Consider the following 16,701-nt stretch of genomic DNA (forward strand, 5'->3'; position numbering starts at 1 on the left):
GCGAGCTGCCGGGCGCAAGCCGCGTCGCAGGTCGGGGTGCGCCCCATCACTCACCCGCTCCGTGCTGGTAAAGCTCGTCCATGCTGAGCATTGCCAGGGTTGCGAAGGGGGCCTGTTTTTTCACCCGACCGCGGCTCAAGATCACCACGTCGTCGCAGAACGATATGGTGCTGTAATGATGACTGATGACAATGGTGGTGCGGCGGCCGGCCCGCGATTTCAGCGTCTCGACAATAGCGGCTTCTGACAACCCATCCACCGCACTGGTGGCTTCGTCGAGGATGAGAATATCGGGATCGCGCACCAGCGCCCGCGCCAGGGCGATCCTTTGCCTTTGTCCGGCTGACAGGTTGATGCCCCGGTATCCGACCAGTGTCGCGTAGCCCTGCGGCAGGTGCTCGATGAATTGATGTGCCTCGGCCAGCCTTGCGGCGCGCATGGCGTCGCTGGCCGACGCCGTGTCGTAGCCGTAGATAATGTTTTCAAAAATGGTGCCGTCGACCAGTTCCAGCTCCTGACTGGCCAGGGCAATGTTCCGCCGCCACTGGCTTGGGTCCACTTCATCGAGCGGTGCCCCATCGACGAGGATCCTGCCGCTGTCGGGTTTGACGAAGCGGCACAGGAGATTGACGATCGTCGTCTTGCCGGCGCCCGAGCGGCCGATCAGCGCCGTCGAGCGGCCGCTGCGGATGTCGAACACCGCCTTATGCAGCACCGCCTCGCGCGCGTCGGGGTCTGACAGGGGACCGGAATAGGCGAAGCTCACGTCATCAAAGCTGATCCCTTGGCGCAAGCCGTCGAACGGCAGGCTGCCCTGCGGCGCCTCGGGCTTGTCGGAAGGATCGAGCAGCCATTGTACCTCCTCCAGCGAGCCGCTCATGCCTTGCAACTGACTCCAGGACATCTGCAAGGCGCGCATATGCGGCTGCAGTCGGTAGAGCAGGATGAGGAAGGCGACGGTCAGCGGGAAGCTTACATTCGCCAGCCAGGCTCCGATCACCACCGCCAGGAACAGCATCGCGTGCAACACCTCGGTCAGTGGCGGCAAGACGCCCTGGCGGATTGAAAGCACGAAAGCCGCCCGCCGCACCCCGTCGGACGCTTTGGCGAAGACCGCCTTTTCGCGGTTCTCCTGCCCGAAGATGCGAATTAGGCGCCCGGCATGCACCAGATGCAGCATCTGCGACGCCAGTGCGCTGTTGCGCGAGACGACGCTGCGGCTCGGCACCTTCAGATTGGACGACAAAACCCCGTGCGCCAGTTGGACGAGCGCCAGCCCTAGCGTCACCAGCAGCGTCATCTGCCAAGAGAGGAGCAGGAGGAAGGCGAGCAGGATGACGGCGGCCGAGGCACTGACGATCGCGCCGAGCAGGGCCTGGATAGCGTCGGATGCTCGCCAGGATTCGTTGGAGATGATGTTGAGCAGCCGCCCGGGGCTTTGCTGCAGGAAAAAGGGGTAGCCGACCCTGAGCAACTGCTCCGACAGTGCGCTACGGATCGAATAACCTGCCTTGCCGTAGATGTAGCTGGTCAGCAGAGTGTTGGCGAAGGCAAAGACATTTTTCAGTACGATCGAACCGAGGATCGCGGCCGAAATGGCGATCAGCCGCTGGCGCTCGCCGAGGTCCGCTCCAACCTGCTGGAGGAGGGCGGAGAAACCGGCCATGCCTGATGTTTCGCCACGTCCCATAATGATGCCGAGCAGCGGAATGATGAGACCGATGCCGAGGCCTTCCAGCGCGGCGCCTGCAAGCCCGAGCCCCACCACGACGGGAACGAGCCGCAACAGCCTGCCACCAAGCGCGCGGCGCAGCATTGGCAGGGCTGACGGAATCAGTGACATTATCGCGCTCTGGCCTCCGCGTTGGCTTCGCTGGCTTGTCGGTCGTGGCGCAGTGGCAGCCGTTTTGGCCATCCCATCATGACGAGCAGCGCAAATCTGGCGGCACCTGCCAGATTCATAAAGACAATAGGCCAGTGCGACAGATCGAGGTCGCGGTCAAAGCGAGGACGGCCCGCCAGTTCCCTGAACGCGGCCCGCGCGGACCAATAGACATGGCGAAGCAGCCAAGGGGCGTGGCGGACATGTTTCAGGCACAGCGCACCATTACCGAGGCTATAGTCGCGGTGCAGCCTGTCGATCGATTTGCGGTCTCGCCGGCCGTGATGATGCAAGACCGTCATGTCGGGCACATACTCGACCGGCATGCCGAGCAGCATCGCCCGCACGAGATAATCAGTATCTTCAGCCGAGCGTAGCGGGCCGCCAGCGCCGAAGCGTTCGTCGAACGAGCCGATGCGGGCCGCGACGTCGCGGTGCATGGTCATGTTGCAGCCGAGCACGAAGCCGCCGGGGTGGACCGCCGGGGTCAGCCGCTCGCTTGCCTCGCGGAGCTTTATGGTGAAGGGCAGGTCCCGGGCATCACCGAGCTCGACCCGGCCGCCGCGGATCAGCCACTTCTCGCCACTCCGGTAGTGCCGCTCCAGGTCGCGGAGATAGTCGCGGTCGAGCTTGCAGTCGTCGTCGACGAAGACCAGCACGCGGCCTCGCGCTCGCGCCAATCCGGCATTGCGGGCAGCGGCTAGTCCGGGGCGAGTCTCCGAGACGGCTGTGACTGGGATGTCGGAAGTTTCGGCGATAGCGGCCAGCCGCTTTGACGTGCCGTCCCGTGAACCATTATCGACCACCACCAACTCTGCCGCGAAGGTGGCGTGCACCCGGCATGCCGCCTGGATCGAGGCTATGCAAGCCTCCAGCACAGCGGCGCGGTCGCGCGTGCAGACGATGAAACTGACCTCGAGCGACGGCCGCTCCGATCGGGGAGATGTCGGGACAGGCGCACTCGCAAACTGGTGATCGCGCAGGAGCGGGTGGGGCCTGTCGGTCATACCAGTCCCCGCTGATAACGCGCAAGCACCGCTTCGGCCGGCGTGGTTTTGAAGAAGTAGGCCACCGCGTCCGCCCGCTTTCCGGCCCTTATCGAGAGCAGGCTGAGCCAAGGCGCCCAGACGCCGGGACGCAGCGCATATTGTTCGCGGCGCCGGATGAAATTCCATCTCGCCGTCCGCGTGAGCAATTCGTGGGTGAGCGGCGGTTCTCCTTCGTCGCCGACGAGTTGGTAGAGGAAATAGAACAGGTTCAGCGCGCCTGCCTCGAAGCTTGGCCGTGTGTCGGTCGGCAGCTCGGAAATCCGCTCTTCGAGCGCACGGATGAAATCGGCTGCGCGCGAAACCGTGTCGAAAGAGACGGCCTCGCCGATGTCGCGCAGATCCGCTGTGGTTTCCGCAAGCCCCTCACGCTCGAGATTTTCGGCCACGATCCGCAAATGCGTCCTGCGCATTTCCTTGGCATGCCGCATGGTCACGCTTCCCGCGTGGATGCGATAGACGAGCAGGCTATCGGGCAATATGGTCGCCGGGAAACGGCCGGCAAGCCGTCTGAAGAGATCGAAATCCTCGGCATGCCTATATTTTGGATCGTAATAGAGATCGTTGTTCCCAATAACCTTCCTGTTATAGATCACCGTCGGATGTAAGAATATCGTAAAGAACATCGACAATATGTCGAGCCGGCCGAGCCGGAACACCGGGTCTAGCCTGCCTTTGGCGATACGGCCGTGAAGCAAGGTATCGACGCAGGCGCCGCAGAAGCCGAGATCGGGCCGCCGCTCGAACAGTGCGACCTGGCGCGAGAGGCGCCGGGGATAGGCGACATCGTCCGCATCCATTCGCGCAACAAGCTCGCCCTGGGCCAGTCGTAGCCCTTCATTGAGGGTGGCGACGAGGCCGCGGTTCTCACGCGAGATGACAGAAACGCGATTGTCTGCCCGGCGGTATCGTTCGAGAATCTCGAGCGAGTTGTCAGTCGATCCGTCATCGATAGCGATGACCTCCAGGCGATCGTAGTCTTGCCGCAGAATGCTCTCCAGCGCAGCGGTGAGATAAGGCCCGGCATTGTAGACCGGCAGCAGGACGGAGACGAGCGGCGCGGTGGTCATCTCTGCGCATCCGTTCGCCGGAGTTCGAGTGCGGCGCGGCCATCGGGGGATCCGCCGGGATAGGCGTCCGCCGCCCTGCCGAGCCAGCCGGCATCGCCAGAGCGTGCCTGGGAGCGGCGGCGCGCTACATAGGGGAAGCGGCGCTTGAGGCCGTTGAGCGGCTTTTCGAAAGCCGTCCACGAGATCGAAGCGACGGCGATCGTGGCGGCGCTCGCGACCAGGAAACGCCCTGGCCCCTGCTCCGAGACATTGAGCGGGATCCAGGGCTGTGACTTGACGGCGAGCGACAGAAGGATCGGATGGTAAAGATAGACGCCGTAGCTGATGCGGCCCAGTGACAGCAGCGGTGGCAGTTCGAAAACCCTGCCGAGGACGCCGCCAAGGCCGGCTGAACAGGCGGCCACAACGGCCACCAGCGGCACTAGGGGCAGGATCTGCAGCAACGCCCAGCGGGCCCATTCCAGCATAGGATCGGCCGGCGCAGGGATAAGCCACTCAATCGCCAGGAAGACAGCCGCAAGGGCTGGCCAGCCTAGCCGCATCCATTGCGGCAGGCCGGCGCCTCTGGTCCGCCAGCAGGCAAGCAAAGCACCAAACGCCAGCGCGTCCATCGATGCTGGCGGCAGCAGGTCGCGCGCTAGCGCCGGGGTGGCGGTGATCGGCCAGTAGAAGCGATAGGCCAGCGACAACAGGATGACGCCGATAGTGATCGCTTCCACCCGCAGGCGGGGTGCGAGAAGCACGACCAGCGGCCAGGCGATATAGAACTGCTCCTCGATGCTCAGGCTCCAGAAATGGCAGAGTAGCCAGGGCGTCCATTCGTTGCGCAGCGCGTACCAAAAATTCGACAGGTAAAGCGCATGCCAGACGAGCGATCCACTGGACTGCTCCAGATCGGTCAGCCAGACGAACCCAAGCACGGCGAAATAGGGCGGGAATATGCGCAGCGCGCGCCTGATGTAGAAGGAACTCAATGCAGGGCCGGCTTTGAATTCGGCCGCGGCGCGCGCTTCGAGCAGCAGTCGTGTGATCAGGAAGCCGCTCAGCACAAAAAAAAGCCGCACCCCGATGTGGCCCCAAAAGGAGGACCCGTTGGGTGCAAGGAAATGGGAATAGAGAACCATCGTGACAGCGATGGCGCGCAGAGCGTCCAACTGATTGTCACGCGCGACCGCCATCAGCCATTTCCGCCGGTCTGAAATCTCCGATGAAGCCAGCGGCCCTGCATTCCGGGCCTCAGGTCGAGGCCTGCCAGCGTCGAGAGTGCGCCGACAACATCAAACCCGCGCCTTTTGCGCGGGGCAGCCTCGAAATCGGTGCTGGCCAGCGAAAAATTCAAGCTGATCAACTTGGCGGAATCCTCCACGGCGCACTTCCCAGTACCAAATCCCCCAAGAAATGGTGCAACCGGGCAATGGTGCAGTGCAACACAAAATATCTATCGAGCTGTAATATTCGTGTGAGTTACTGATAAAAATGGGTATGATTTGCGAGTGCGTTGCGTCGCTGAGGGTTTTTCACGTCCGCAATGCTGTACGAGAAGTGGTACCATGTCAGAAAAGACACGGTTTAATTACACAACTATAATCCGGAGTGTCTGATATAGGTCAAAATTGACGAAGATTATTCTAAGGTAGTGGTTTTGTATCTTATAAATTATGCTTGTAGTGTCGGGTTCTCTAGGTTGTCGATCTTGCGCGATGCAGCATAGTCGATGGTCAAGCGTCTGACGACGCAATCCTGTGGCGGCGGCCATATGGCGCATGTCGACGAGGCAGACAGGAAGTGCCGGTGTTGGCCTAGGGAGTGACGTGCATTAGCCTTGCACCTGCCGTCACGCTTGCGTCGGATGGAGAACTGGTGCCGCTTAGGTGACTCGAACACCTGACCCCATCATTACGAATGATGTGCTCTACCAACTGAGCTAAAGCGGCCCAGGAAGCGCGAAGCCTCCAGGATCGGCTGGGTGATAGACTCAACCGGCCGCTAATTCAAGATGGGCAACCGTGATTTCAAGGCTGGATCCGGCAATTCGTCCCGTCATTTTCCATTGGCGCGGAATAAGCCACCGCCTCGTTTGCTTTTTCGGTTACGCGGAGACGTCGCGCCGGACTGCGCGCAAATTGCCCGGCGAGGCGGCAAACGGGACTGATTTTATTGCCAAAAAGCATCGAAATGGGCGTTGAACAGGCCTGTAAGGCAGAATGCGGGCGCTCGCCCGTTGATTGATTGGTCGCCTGCGGCTAACGATCATGGCAATGTAAGCGAACGGACAGGGGAATTCGCTTGGACGCGATCGAAAAAGCGATCCGCAACGCCTTCGAGAAAGGCAACGCCGAGGACCGGGCATTTCGCGAGAGGGTCTATCGGTCGGCTTTCGCGGCGCTCGACCGCGTGCTCCAGGCCAATCCCGGCGTGACGGTGGAAGCCGCCATCAAGCGCCGCAAGGCGGTCCAGGAAAAGATCGCCGAGATCGAATCCGAATTCCTGCCCGCGGTCCCCGATGTCGCCGCGCAGACGCAGAGCGCTGCGCAGACACAAGATACCGCGCTGACGCAACGCGTTGCGCAGCCGCAAGACGCCGTACAGGGCGCCGCCGAAGCGCCCGCGGTCGATGCCCCGACAGGTGTCGCGGCCGGACCGTCGCCGGCGATCGTCGTTGATGAACCGGTTCAGCCCGAGGCATCCGACGCGCCGCGTTCGCGCGTGCTGCCGGTCGTCCCCGACATCATGCCTGACGCCACGCTGCCCGGCGCCCCGGCGATCGATATGGCCGATTCCGCGCCGGCCGAGGCCGCGGCGGAAGTGGCGCCTGACCGTGATGAAAGGCGGATGAGGGGCCGCCGCCTGCCGCTGACGGCGATCTTCTTTGGCGTGACGTTGCTCGCCGCCGCCGGCATCGGCCTCTATTTCGCCGTGCAGACCGGAGTCTTCAAGACGCCGGCGCAGCTCGACACGGCGCCGCCCGAAGCGCCGCCGACCGTCGACGATGACGACTTCACGCCGCCCGCCGATACAACTGAGCCGCAGCAGCCTGGCGCGCCGCAGCAGCCTGGTGTCGCCGAACAGACGCGCGACTGGATCAACGTGTTTACACCCACCGATCCAACGCATGTGGCGACCCCGTCCGACGCCAAGGCCGATGTCGTGCAGGACGACACCGGCTCCTTCCTGCGCATCCGCTCCGGTGCTTCCGGCTCGGCCATCAGCTTCGATGTCGGGCAGGGCGTGCTGGAGAAGCTTGCCGGCAAACATGCCGTGTTCGACGTCGTCGCCCGCGCCGAGGACGGCAAGGACACGCAGATCTCCGTCGACTGCAATTTCGGCGATCTCGGCGATTGCGGCCGCAAGCGCTATGCGGTCGGCCAGCAGCGTAACGAATATCTGTTCGACGTGAAATTCCCCGACAAGCCCCCGGGCGCCGCCGGCAGCATCGCCATCAACTCCGACTTCGACAAGCAGGGCAAGGCGGTCGACATCTACGAGATCCGCGTCTCGATCGAACCGTGAGCGCTGCCTAGCGATCCAGCAGCGCCTGCAGCGTCTCGATGCGGTCGGCTTCGGCGGTCGGCTTGTCCCAGCGCAGCCGTGAGATGCGGGGAAATCGCATCGCAACGCCGGATTTGTGGCGAGTCGAACGATTGAGACCTTCGAACGCCACCTCCAGCACCAGGCCTTGGCTGCGGTCGGCGCGCACCGAGCGCACCGGGCCGAAACGCTCGACCGTGTTGTCGCGGACAAATTTGTCAATCTGCTTCAGCTCCTCGTCGGTGAAGCCGAAATAGGCCTTGCCGACCGGCACCAGTTCCTCTGCGCCTTCCGGCCCCGACCAGACGCCGAACGTATAGTCGGAATAAAAGCTTGACCGCTTGCCATGGCCGCGCTGCGCATACATCAGCACAGCATCGACCGTGTGCGGATCGCGCTTCCACTTGAACCACGGGCCTTTCGGCCGTCCCGCGAGATAGGGCGAATCCCAGCGCTTCAGCATCACGCCTTCGATGATCGGGTGCGGCGGCGCGCGGCGCAGTTCCTCCAGCGTTTGCCAATCCGGGAATTCGACGAATGGCGACAGATCGAAACGGTGCGGGTCCAGCGTTGTGATGAAGGCCTCAAGACGGGCCCGCCGCTCGCGGAAAGGTAGCGCGCGCAAATCTTCGCCGTTGATCTGCAGCGCATCGTAGCAGCGCATGAAGGCCGGGTATTGCTGCTGTATCTTCGGGGCCACGCTCTTGCGATTGAGCCGCTGTTGCAGGTCCGAAAACGTGCCGGTCGCCGCAGGCTCGCCGACCAGCAATTCGCCGTCGAGCGCGGCGGAAAAATTCATCGCCTGGGCGAGATCGGGGAATGCGCCGGACACATCGTCGCCGGTGCGCGAATAGAGCCGGCGCACGCCGCCCTCGCACACCGCCTGAACGCGGATGCCGTCCCATTTCCATTCCGCGGCATAGGCGGCCGGATCGAGCTTTTCGAGGTCGCCGTCGCCGACCGGGTTCGACAGCATCACCGGACTGAACAGGGCAAGTGCGGTCCGCTTCGGCTTCTCGGCCTTGCCTTCCAGCCACGCGAACAGCGAGATATAGGGCGGCGTCAGCCCGTGCCACAGCTCCTCGATCTCGGCGACATCGACCTTGCCGAAATCGGCCAGCGCCTGTTTGGCCAGCCGCGCCGAAACGCCGATGCGCAAGCCGCCGGTGACCAGCTTGATGATGGCAAAGCGCGCCGAAATGCCGGCGCTGTCGAGCAGCCCGGCCAGCACCTTGGGTCCGTCGGAGCGGCTCGCCGCCTGCAGCGTCGCCACGACGTCGCCAAGCGTCGGCTCCCGGTTGGGGATATGTCCCGGCGTTTGCGGCCAGACCAGCGACACGGTTTCAGCGAGGTCGCCGACATAGTCGTAGGAATAGCCGAACAGCACCGGATCCATGCGCTCGGTGACCAGCGTGCGCAGCATCGCCGGCTTGACCGCCGCAATGTTGAGGTCGCCGGTGATCGCCGCCAGCGCCAGCCCGCGGTCGGGGTCCTCGACGCTGCGGAAATAGTCGACGAGCAGCGTCAGCTTGCCATTGCGCGACGGCGTCAGCACCAAGCGGTCGAGGAGTTCGGCGAAACGGTTCATGCGTCGCCCCACGCCAATGGTGAAAACCGGCGCGAGGCACCCCCCTCTGGCCTGCCGGCCATCTCCCCCTCAAGGAGGAAGATCGGATGTCGCGCCGGCCTTGGCCAATCTCCGATATTGGCGGAGATGAGCCGGCATTGGAGCTGCCAATATGCCCCCTTGACGGGGAGATGTCCGGCAGGACAGAGGGGGGCGCAACGGGTCGCGGCGCTGGTGATCACCATCAATCGCCCTCGTCCTCATAGCCCACAAGGTGCAGTGGCCTGGCGGCGATGCCTTCCAGCTCGCACCAGCGCACCAGCGCTTCCTCGCGGCCATGCGTCACCCAGATTTCGCCGGCGCCCGTCTCCTTGACGGTGGCGGTCAGTTCGTCCCAGTCGGCGTGGTCGGAAATGATCAGCGGCAGTTCGACGCCGCCTTGCTTGGCGCGCTGGCGGATGCGCATCCAGCCCGAGGCGAAGCACGAGATCGGGTCGGGAAAGCGCCGCGCCCAGCGGTCGGCGAAGGCCGATGGAGGGCCGACAACGATGACCCCAGTGAAATCCTGCTTGCCGCCGCTGTCGACGGTTGCCGGCTCCAGCGTGCCGAGGTCGATGCCCTGGCTCTGGTAATATTCGCTGAGCTTGGCCAGCGCGCCGTGGATATAGATCGGCCTGTCATAACCGGCATCGCGCAGCAGCCGCATCACCCGCTGTGCCTTGCCCAGCGCATAGGCGCCGACCAGATGCGATCGCTCGGGAAACTGCGCCGCCGATTTGAGCAGCCGGGCGATCTCCTCCGTGTCGGGCGGATGGTGAAACACCGGCAGACCGAAGGTCGCCTCGGTGATGAAGACGTCGCATTGGACCGGTTCGAACGGTGCGCAGGTCGCGTCCTTCTGGCGCTTGTAGTCGCCGGAGGCGACGATGCGCCTGCCCTTGTGCTCGACCGCGATCTGCGCCGAGCCCAGCACATGGCCGGCCGGATGGAAGGTGACGCTGACATCGTTCAGCGCCATAGCTTCGCCAAGCACGGCCGCTTGCGTTGTCCCGGCAAAATCCTCGCCATAACGCAACCCCATAATGTCGAGCGTCTGCTGCGTCGCCAGCACCGAACGATGGCCGGATCGGGCATGGTCGGAATGGCCATGCGTGATCAACGCCCGGTTGACTGGCCGCACCGGGTCGATGAAGAAATCGCCGCATGGGCAATAAAGGCCTTCAGGCCGGGGATGGAGCAGGTCGCTGGCGCGCATCCAGTCAAGATAGTGGCTAATTCCAGCGCGGGAAGCCTGTTGCAAGAGACTGCTGACTCGGCCTACAGCCAGCCACCGGCCGCATCAGCCGGCGGGGCCATCGCCATGCAACCGCTGAAAATCTCGTCCGGCGACCTGACCGCCGACCGTCGCGCCGACTATGCCGAGATGCTTTTCGGGTCGGGCGAGCACGCGGCAGCGACGGAGCTGCTGCTCGGCGCGCTGGAACTGGCGCCGCAATGGGCGGCGGGCTGGTTCCGCCTGGGCGAGATGCAGGAGGCAACGGGGCTGCTCGACCTGGCGACGCAGGCCTGGGCGACGGTGCTGAAACTGGACCCGGCGGATCGCCTGGGTGCTGCGCTGAAGCTGCAGCTGATCGGCAAGGCGCCGGCTGCCGCAGCGCCACCCAGCGCCTTCGTCGAGACGCTGTTCGACCACTATGCCGAGACTTTCGAGGACTCGCTGGTCGACAAGCTCGGCTACCGGCTGCCGGAGTTTCTCGATCGCGCCATTCGCGCGGCAAGACCGGGCCGCTTTTCGCTGGCGCTCGATCTCGGTTGCGGCACCGGTCTGATGGGCGAGAAACTGCGGCCGGTCGCCGAACGGCTGGAGGGCTACGACATCTCCGCCGCCATGCTGAAAAAGGCCCGCGCCAAGGGCGTCTACGACCTGCTCGCCAAGGCCGATCTGCAGCATTTCGCCTATGCCGGGCCGAAAGCCGATCTGGTGGCGGCGGCCGACGTGTTCATCTATGTCGGCGCGCTCGATCGCGTGGTGAAGACCGTCGCCGGCATTCTGGCCACCAATGGCCTGTTTGCCTTTTCCGTCGAAACGCCAGCCAAGGGCGGGGCGGGCGGCGACGCCGGTTTTGCGCTGCAGCCGTCTCGTCGCTACGCCCATTCTCAAGCCTATGTCGAGCGGGTGCTTGCCGCAAACGGCCTGTCGGTGCTGTCGATGCAGCCGACCGTCATCCGCTGGGATCGCCGCCAGCCGGTCGGCGGGCTTGCCGCGCTGGCGGTGCCCTCGTCCAAGGGTTGATGTCTCGTCTTGTTCGAAAACGTGAATAGGATTTTTGCGGCTGGCGCGGCATCAGGTAGGATACAAGCCGAGAAAAGCCCTCGGCAGGCATTGAGGAGGAACACATGCGCTGGAACATGATGGTCTTGGTGTCTTGCCTGGCAATGACCGGCTGCATGGGCAGTTCGATGTCGGAGCGGCAGGACCAGGACGTGCAATCGTCGCTGCAATATGACAACGTGGCTTGCGACCAGTTGCTGGCGCAGCGCAACGAACTGGCGCAGCAATACCATCTGTCGACGGACGCCAAGCCGAGCTTCTCCAATCCGGCGATGGGCTTCGGCCCGTTCACGCCGGATATGCGCTCCAAAAGCAAGCGCGATACTGATCTGGCAAGTGGCAAGATCGACGCCATGAACCGCTCGATCGTCCGCCGCGACTGCGGCACGCCCAACAAGCAGAAGAAGTTCAGTCTGCCGAGCTGAACCTGGACTTCCTCAGTACCCCGCCTTGCGGTCGACCACGTTATCAAGCTTTTCGCCGCGCTCGAAGGCATCCATCTGCCGCAACATGCTCGGCGCCAGGTGGACAGGGTCGGAGGTCGCCGCCGCGTGCGGCGTCACGAACACTTTCGGGTGACTCCATAGCGGACTGGTCTTCGGCAGCGGCTCGACCTCGAACACGTCGAGGCTCGCCTCCTTCAGCGTGCCGTCGCCCAGCGCGCGCAATATGTCGGCGTCCTTCTGCAGCCGGCCGCGCCCGGCATTGATCAGCACCGAGCCGCCGAGGCCGTTGCGCTTGCGCAATTCCTTCAGCACGCCGTAATTGATGATGCCGTGCGTATCCGGCGTCAGCGGCAGCAGCACCACCAGTATGTCGGTGGCGTTGAGGAAGGGGATCAGCCCGGCCTCTCCGGCATAGGTCGCAACGCCTTTCATGGCCTTGTCGCTGCGCGACCAGCCATTGACGGCAAAGCCGAGCGACAACAGCACCGACGCCGCGGCGCGGCCGAGATTGCCGAGCCCCATAATGCCGACCGAGATGTCGCCGGCCGGCCGCTGCGGCGGTTCGTGCCAGGTCTTCTTCGGCTGCTGGGCACGATAGAGCATGCCCTGGCGATGATGGTCGAGCACCCGCCAGACGACATATTCGGTCATGTATTGGGTGAGGTTGTCGGCTACCACTTTGACGATCGGCACATCGGGCAGGCCGGGATCGGCGAAGATATGGTCGACGCCGGCGCCGATCGAGAAGATTGCGCGTAGATTGGGCAGCGATTTCAAGAGGTTCGGCTTCTGCTTCCACACCACCGCATAGGTGATCGACGGATCCGAAGCGCCGTCCGGCTCCAGCACCACTTCGCGCTCGGCCGACAGCAGCTCGCGCCAGCGCTGCGGATGAAAGCCGGTGACGGCAAGCAGGATTTTGCCTTTTTCCATTTGCGGATTGTATTCCCTGTTATTCGCTGACGATACCGACCGGCGCCGTCTCGATCTTGAACGCGGCCGAGATCAGCGCCTTCGTATAGTCGGTCTGCGGCCGCTCGAAAATCTGTTCGGAAGGGCCGGCTTCGACGATCTTGCCATTGCGCATGACGATGACGTCATTGGCAAGGGCGCGAATGACTTTCAGATCGTGGCTGATGAACAGATAGGCAAGGTCGTGCCTGGCCTGCAGATTGCGTAAGAGGTCGACCACTTGCGCCTGCACGCTCATGTCGAGCGCCGAGGTCGGTTCGTCCAGCATGACGAAGCGTGGATTGAGCACCATGGCGCGCGCAATGGCGACGCGCTGGCGCTGACCGCCGGAGAATTCATGCGGATAGCGGTTCCTGGTCGCCGGATCGAGCCCGACCTCCTTCAGCACGGCGACGACCTTGTCGTCGCGTTGGTCGGGCGACAGCTTCGGCTCGTGGATCTTCAAGCCTTCCTCGATGATCTCCGAGACCGACATGCGCGGGCTGAGCGACCCGAACGGGTCCTGGAAAACGATCTGCAACTCGCGGCGCAGCGGCCGCATGGCGTTGAAGGAAAGCTGGTTGATGTCGCTGCCATTGAACTGGATGGTGCCGGTCGATGAGATCATCCGCGCCAGCGCCAGGCCGAGCGTCGTCTTGCCGGAGCCGGATTCGCCGACGACGCCGAGCGTCTGGCCGGCGCGTACGGTGACGTCGATTCCGTCAACTGCCTTCACATTGTCGACGGTGGTGCGAAAGAAACCCTTCTTGATCGGGAACCAAACCTTGATGTCCTTGCCGGTCATCACAGGCTTGGCGGCGTCGTTGGCGGCCGGCGGCTTGCCTTTCGGCTCGGCGGCCAACAGGTGCTTGGTATAGGCGTGTTGCGGGTTGGCGAAGATGTCCCTGGTCGGCCCGGTCTCGACGATCTTGCCTTTGGTCATCACGCAGACGCGGTCGGCGATCTTTCTGACAATGCCGAGATCATGGGTGATGAACAGCATTGACATGCCCTTGCGGCTCTTCAGCCCCGCCAGCAATTCGAGGATCTGCGCCTGCACGGTGACGTCGAGCGCCGTCGTCGGTTCGTCGGCGATCAGCAGTTCCGGTTCGTTGGCCAGCGCCATGGCGATCATGACGCGCTGCCGCTGGCCGCCGGACAATTGGTGCGGATAGGCGTCGAGCCGCTTTTCCGGTTCGCGAATGCCGACCTCGTTGAGCAGCGCCAGCGTGCGCGCCTTGGCCTGGCGGTCGCCCATGCCCTGATGCAGCGCCAGGATCTCGACGATCTGCTGCTCGATCGTGTGCAGAGGATTGAGCGAGGTCATCGGCTCCTGGAAGATCATGGTGATCTTGTTGCCGCGCACGCTGCGCAACTGCTTTTCGTTCATCGCCAAAAGGTCGGCGCCCTGGAACAGGATCTTGCCCGAGGGATGGCTGGCCGTCGGGTAGGGCAGCAGCTTCAGAACCGACAGCGCCGAGACCGATTTGCCGGAACCGGATTCGCCCACAAGCGCCACCGTCTCGCCCTTGGCGAGATCGAAGGAGATGTGGTCGACGGCTATCGACTGGTTGCCGCCTTGCGTGAAGGCAACGCTGAGATCGCGGACCGAGAGCAGGGGCTCGCTCATCGGAACGCCTTGCGCGGATCGAACGCATCGCGCGTCGCCTCGCCGATGAACACCAGCAGCGACAGCATCAGCGAGATGACGATGAAGCCCGATATACCGAGCCAGGGGGCATTGAGGTTACTCTGCGCCTGTTTTAGCAGTTCACCGAGCGACGCGGTGCCGGGCGGCAGGCCGAAGCCGAGATAGTCGAGCGAGGTCAGTGTCGAGATCGAGGCGCTGACCAGGAAAGGCATGAAGGTCAGCGTCGCCACCATGGCATTAGGCAGAAGATGGCGCAGCATGATGGTGCGGTTGGACACACCAAGCGCGCGGGCCGCGTTGACATATTCGAAGTTGCGTGCGCGCAGGAATTCGGCGCGCACCACGCTGACAAGCGACGTCCAGGAGAACAGCAGCATCAGCCCGAGCAGGATGAAGAAGCCCGGCGGCAGGATGGCGGCGACGATCAGCAGCAGATACAGCAGCGGTATCGCCGACCAGATTTCTATGAAGCGTTGAAAGAGAAGGTCGGTCCAGCCGCCGAAATACCCTTGCAGCGCGCCGGCGGCGACGCCGATAACCGACGAACCCGCAGTCAGGATCAACCCGAACAGCACGGAAATCCTAAACCCGTAGATGATGCGCGCCAGCACGTCGCGCGCCTGGTCATCGGTACCCAGCCAGTTCCAGTTGCCGACAATGCAGTCAGGATCGGCAGCGCCTTGCGGATATTGGCTGCATCGCCTCTGCGCGTCGTATTCCCATGACGGTTTTGCGGGAGCGGCGTCGGGGATCGCATTGTTGACGGTGCGGTAGGAATAGCGGATTGGCGGCCAGATCATCCAGCCATTGGCGTTGATCTCGTCGCGGATGACCGGGTCGCGATAGTCGGTGACGGCGTAGAAGCCGCCGAATTTTTCCTCGGGGTAGGCGACCGCCACCGGGAACAGGATCTCGCCTTTGTAGTAGGCGACGATCGGCCTGTCGTTGGCGATCAGTTCGGCAAACAGCGACAGCACGAACAGAGCGAGGAATATCCACAACGACCAGTAGCCGCGCCGGTTGGCCTTGAAGTTCTGCCAGCGCCGCTTGTTGAGCGGCGACAGCCAGGGGCGGGCGATCCTTGTCGGTGTGATCTCGGCTGCAGCCTGCGTCATCAGACGTCTCTCCGCTCGAAATCGATGCGCGGATCGACCCATGTGTAGATCAGGTCGGACAACAGCGTCACGAACAAACCAAGCAGCGAAAATATATAGAGGTTGGCGAACACGACCGGATAGTCGCGCGCCAACACGGACCTGAAACCGAGCAGCCCGAGACCGTCGAGGGAAAAGATGTTCTCGATCAAAAGCGAGCCGGTGAAGAAGGCCGAGATGAAGGCCGCTGGAAAGCCGGCAATGACGATCAGCATTGCGTTGCGGAACACATGTCCGTAAAGCACCCGCCGCTCCGACAGGCCCTTGGCACGGGCCGTCACCACATACTGTTTGCGTATCTCTTCCAGGAAGGAGTTCTTGGTCAGCAGCGTCGTCGTCGCGAAGGCCGACAGCACCAGCGCCGTCAGCGGCAAGGTCATGTGCCAGAAATAATCGACGATCTTGTCGGGCCACGACAATTGGTCCCAATTGTCGGAGACGATGCCGCGCAGTGGGAACCAGTCCCAGAAGGAGCCGCCCGCGAACAGCACCATCAGCAATATGCCGAACAGGAAGGCCGGTATGGCATAGCCGACGATGATCACGCCGCTGGTCCAGACGTCGAAGGCGGAGCCGTCCTTGACCGCTTTGCGGATGCCAAGGGGGATCGAGATCAGATAGGACAACAGCGTGATCCACAGCCCAAGCGAGATCGACACCGGCATCTTCTCCAGGATCAGGTCAAGAACCGAGATGTCACGGAAATAGCTGTCGCCGAAATCGAAGCGGGCATAGTTCCACAGCATCATGCCGAAGCGTTCGAGCGGTGGTTTGTCGAAGCCGAATTGCTTTTCCAGCTTCTTGATGAATTCCGGATCGAGCCCTTGCGCGCCGCGATACTTCGAGCCGACGTCACCGGCCACATCGAAATTGCCGCCGCCTCCTGCATCGCCGCCGCCGCTGCCGAGGCGGTCGCTGCCGCCCTGGTTGGTCAGGCTGGCGATGACCTGCTCGACCGGTCCACCCGGTGCGAATTGAGTGACGACGAAAGCAACCGCCATGATGCCGAACAGGGTCGGTATCATCAGCAGGATACGGCGCAGTATGTAGGCGCCCATCAGCTTTCACCCTCCC

The 16,701-nt window shown here is 63.2% G+C and carries 14 protein-coding genes and 1 tRNA gene; 3 read left to right on the forward strand and 12 right to left on the reverse strand.

Translation table 11 applies throughout. The features are described 5' to 3' along the window. Positions 1–46: 46 nt before the first annotated feature. From NKI46_RS12340 to NKI46_RS12365, 6 genes are all read right to left on the reverse strand, one after another. Positions 47–1,843 carry an ABC transporter ATP-binding protein gene (locus tag NKI46_RS12340; RefSeq protein WP_352746406.1) on the reverse strand — a complete coding sequence of 599 codons (1,797 nt, stop codon included), beginning with the start codon at positions 1,841–1,843 and terminating at the stop codon, positions 47–49. Then, the gene (locus tag NKI46_RS12345; protein ID WP_352746408.1) at positions 1,843–2,889 is read right to left on the reverse strand and encodes a glycosyltransferase family 2 protein; all 1,047 of its coding nucleotides are present in this window, start codon (positions 2,887–2,889) and stop codon (positions 1,843–1,845) included. Before NKI46_RS12345 ends, NKI46_RS12340 begins: the two co-directional genes overlap by 1 nt. Further along, complete coding sequence (locus NKI46_RS12350) at positions 2,886–3,998, reverse strand: glycosyltransferase family 2 protein (protein ID WP_023682047.1); 1,113 nt, start codon at positions 3,996–3,998, stop codon at positions 2,886–2,888. The genes NKI46_RS12345 and NKI46_RS12350 overlap by 4 nt, the downstream gene beginning before the upstream one ends. Beyond that, positions 3,995–5,176 (reverse strand): acyltransferase family protein, encoded by a 1,182-nt coding sequence (locus NKI46_RS12355; protein WP_352746411.1) that lies wholly within the window; start codon positions 5,174–5,176, stop codon positions 3,995–3,997. Before NKI46_RS12355 ends, NKI46_RS12350 begins: the two co-directional genes overlap by 4 nt. Continuing rightward, on the reverse strand, positions 5,176–5,364 hold the full coding sequence (locus NKI46_RS12360; RefSeq protein WP_023669500.1) for a hypothetical protein: 189 nt from the start codon (positions 5,362–5,364) through the stop codon (positions 5,176–5,178). The genes NKI46_RS12355 and NKI46_RS12360 overlap by 1 nt, the downstream gene beginning before the upstream one ends. A 492-nt stretch (positions 5,365–5,856) precedes the next feature. After that, a tRNA-Thr gene (locus tag NKI46_RS12365) sits at positions 5,857–5,932 on the reverse strand. Between the two features lie 352 nt (positions 5,933–6,284). Here NKI46_RS12365 and NKI46_RS12370 point away from each other — a divergent pair. After that, the gene (locus NKI46_RS12370) at positions 6,285–7,508 is read left to right on the forward strand and encodes a hypothetical protein (protein ID WP_352746413.1); all 1,224 of its coding nucleotides are present in this window, start codon (positions 6,285–6,287) and stop codon (positions 7,506–7,508) included. A gap of 7 nt (positions 7,509–7,515) precedes the next feature. On the opposite strand, the gene NKI46_RS12375 is transcribed toward NKI46_RS12370, so the two are convergent. Both NKI46_RS12375 and NKI46_RS12380 read right to left on the reverse strand, forming a co-directional pair. Next, positions 7,516–9,114, reverse strand: a complete 1,599-nt coding sequence (locus NKI46_RS12375) for a cisplatin damage response ATP-dependent DNA ligase (RefSeq protein ID WP_023821511.1) — start codon at positions 9,112–9,114, stop codon at positions 7,516–7,518. A 223-nt stretch (positions 9,115–9,337) separates the two neighbouring features. Further along, on the reverse strand, positions 9,338–10,348 hold the full coding sequence (locus NKI46_RS12380) for a ligase-associated DNA damage response exonuclease (protein ID WP_023712591.1): 1,011 nt from the start codon (positions 10,346–10,348) through the stop codon (positions 9,338–9,340). Between the two features lie 105 nt (positions 10,349–10,453). On the opposite strand from NKI46_RS12380, the gene NKI46_RS12385 reads away from it, so the two are divergent. Together NKI46_RS12385 and NKI46_RS12390 are read left to right on the forward strand one after the other, a co-directional pair. Next, on the forward strand, positions 10,454–11,386 hold the full coding sequence (locus NKI46_RS12385) for a methyltransferase domain-containing protein (protein WP_023682041.1): 933 nt from the start codon (positions 10,454–10,456) through the stop codon (positions 11,384–11,386). Positions 11,387–11,490: 104 nt separating this feature from the next. Next, a complete protein-coding gene (locus tag NKI46_RS12390; protein WP_023682040.1) occupies positions 11,491–11,850 on the forward strand; it encodes a hypothetical protein in 360 nt (119 codons plus the stop codon). A gap of 12 nt (positions 11,851–11,862) precedes the next feature. On the opposite strand, the gene NKI46_RS12395 is transcribed toward NKI46_RS12390, so the two are convergent. The 4 genes from NKI46_RS12395 to NKI46_RS12410 are packed head-to-tail and all read right to left on the reverse strand — an operon-like array spanning position 11,863 to position 16,685. Continuing rightward, the gene (locus NKI46_RS12395) at positions 11,863–12,804 is read right to left on the reverse strand and encodes a 2-hydroxyacid dehydrogenase (RefSeq protein ID WP_023682039.1); all 942 of its coding nucleotides are present in this window, start codon (positions 12,802–12,804) and stop codon (positions 11,863–11,865) included. A 19-nt stretch (positions 12,805–12,823) separates the two neighbouring features. Then, positions 12,824–14,452: an ABC transporter ATP-binding protein gene (locus NKI46_RS12400; protein WP_023682038.1), complete on the reverse strand. Its 1,629-nt coding sequence runs from the start codon at positions 14,450–14,452 to the stop codon at positions 12,824–12,826. After that, positions 14,449–15,588, reverse strand: coding sequence for an ABC transporter permease (locus NKI46_RS12405; protein WP_023682037.1), 1,140 nt, complete (start codon positions 15,586–15,588; stop codon positions 14,449–14,451). The genes NKI46_RS12400 and NKI46_RS12405 overlap by 4 nt, the downstream gene beginning before the upstream one ends. Beyond that, on the reverse strand, positions 15,588–16,685 hold the full coding sequence (locus tag NKI46_RS12410) for a microcin C ABC transporter permease YejB (protein ID WP_023669509.1): 1,098 nt from the start codon (positions 16,683–16,685) through the stop codon (positions 15,588–15,590). Before NKI46_RS12410 ends, NKI46_RS12405 begins: the two co-directional genes overlap by 1 nt. Positions 16,686–16,701 lie beyond the last annotated feature (16 nt).

Origin of the sequence: Mesorhizobium sp. M0615 (genome assembly GCF_040320805.1) — a bacterium.
Taxonomy (GTDB): domain Bacteria; phylum Pseudomonadota; class Alphaproteobacteria; order Rhizobiales; family Rhizobiaceae; genus Mesorhizobium.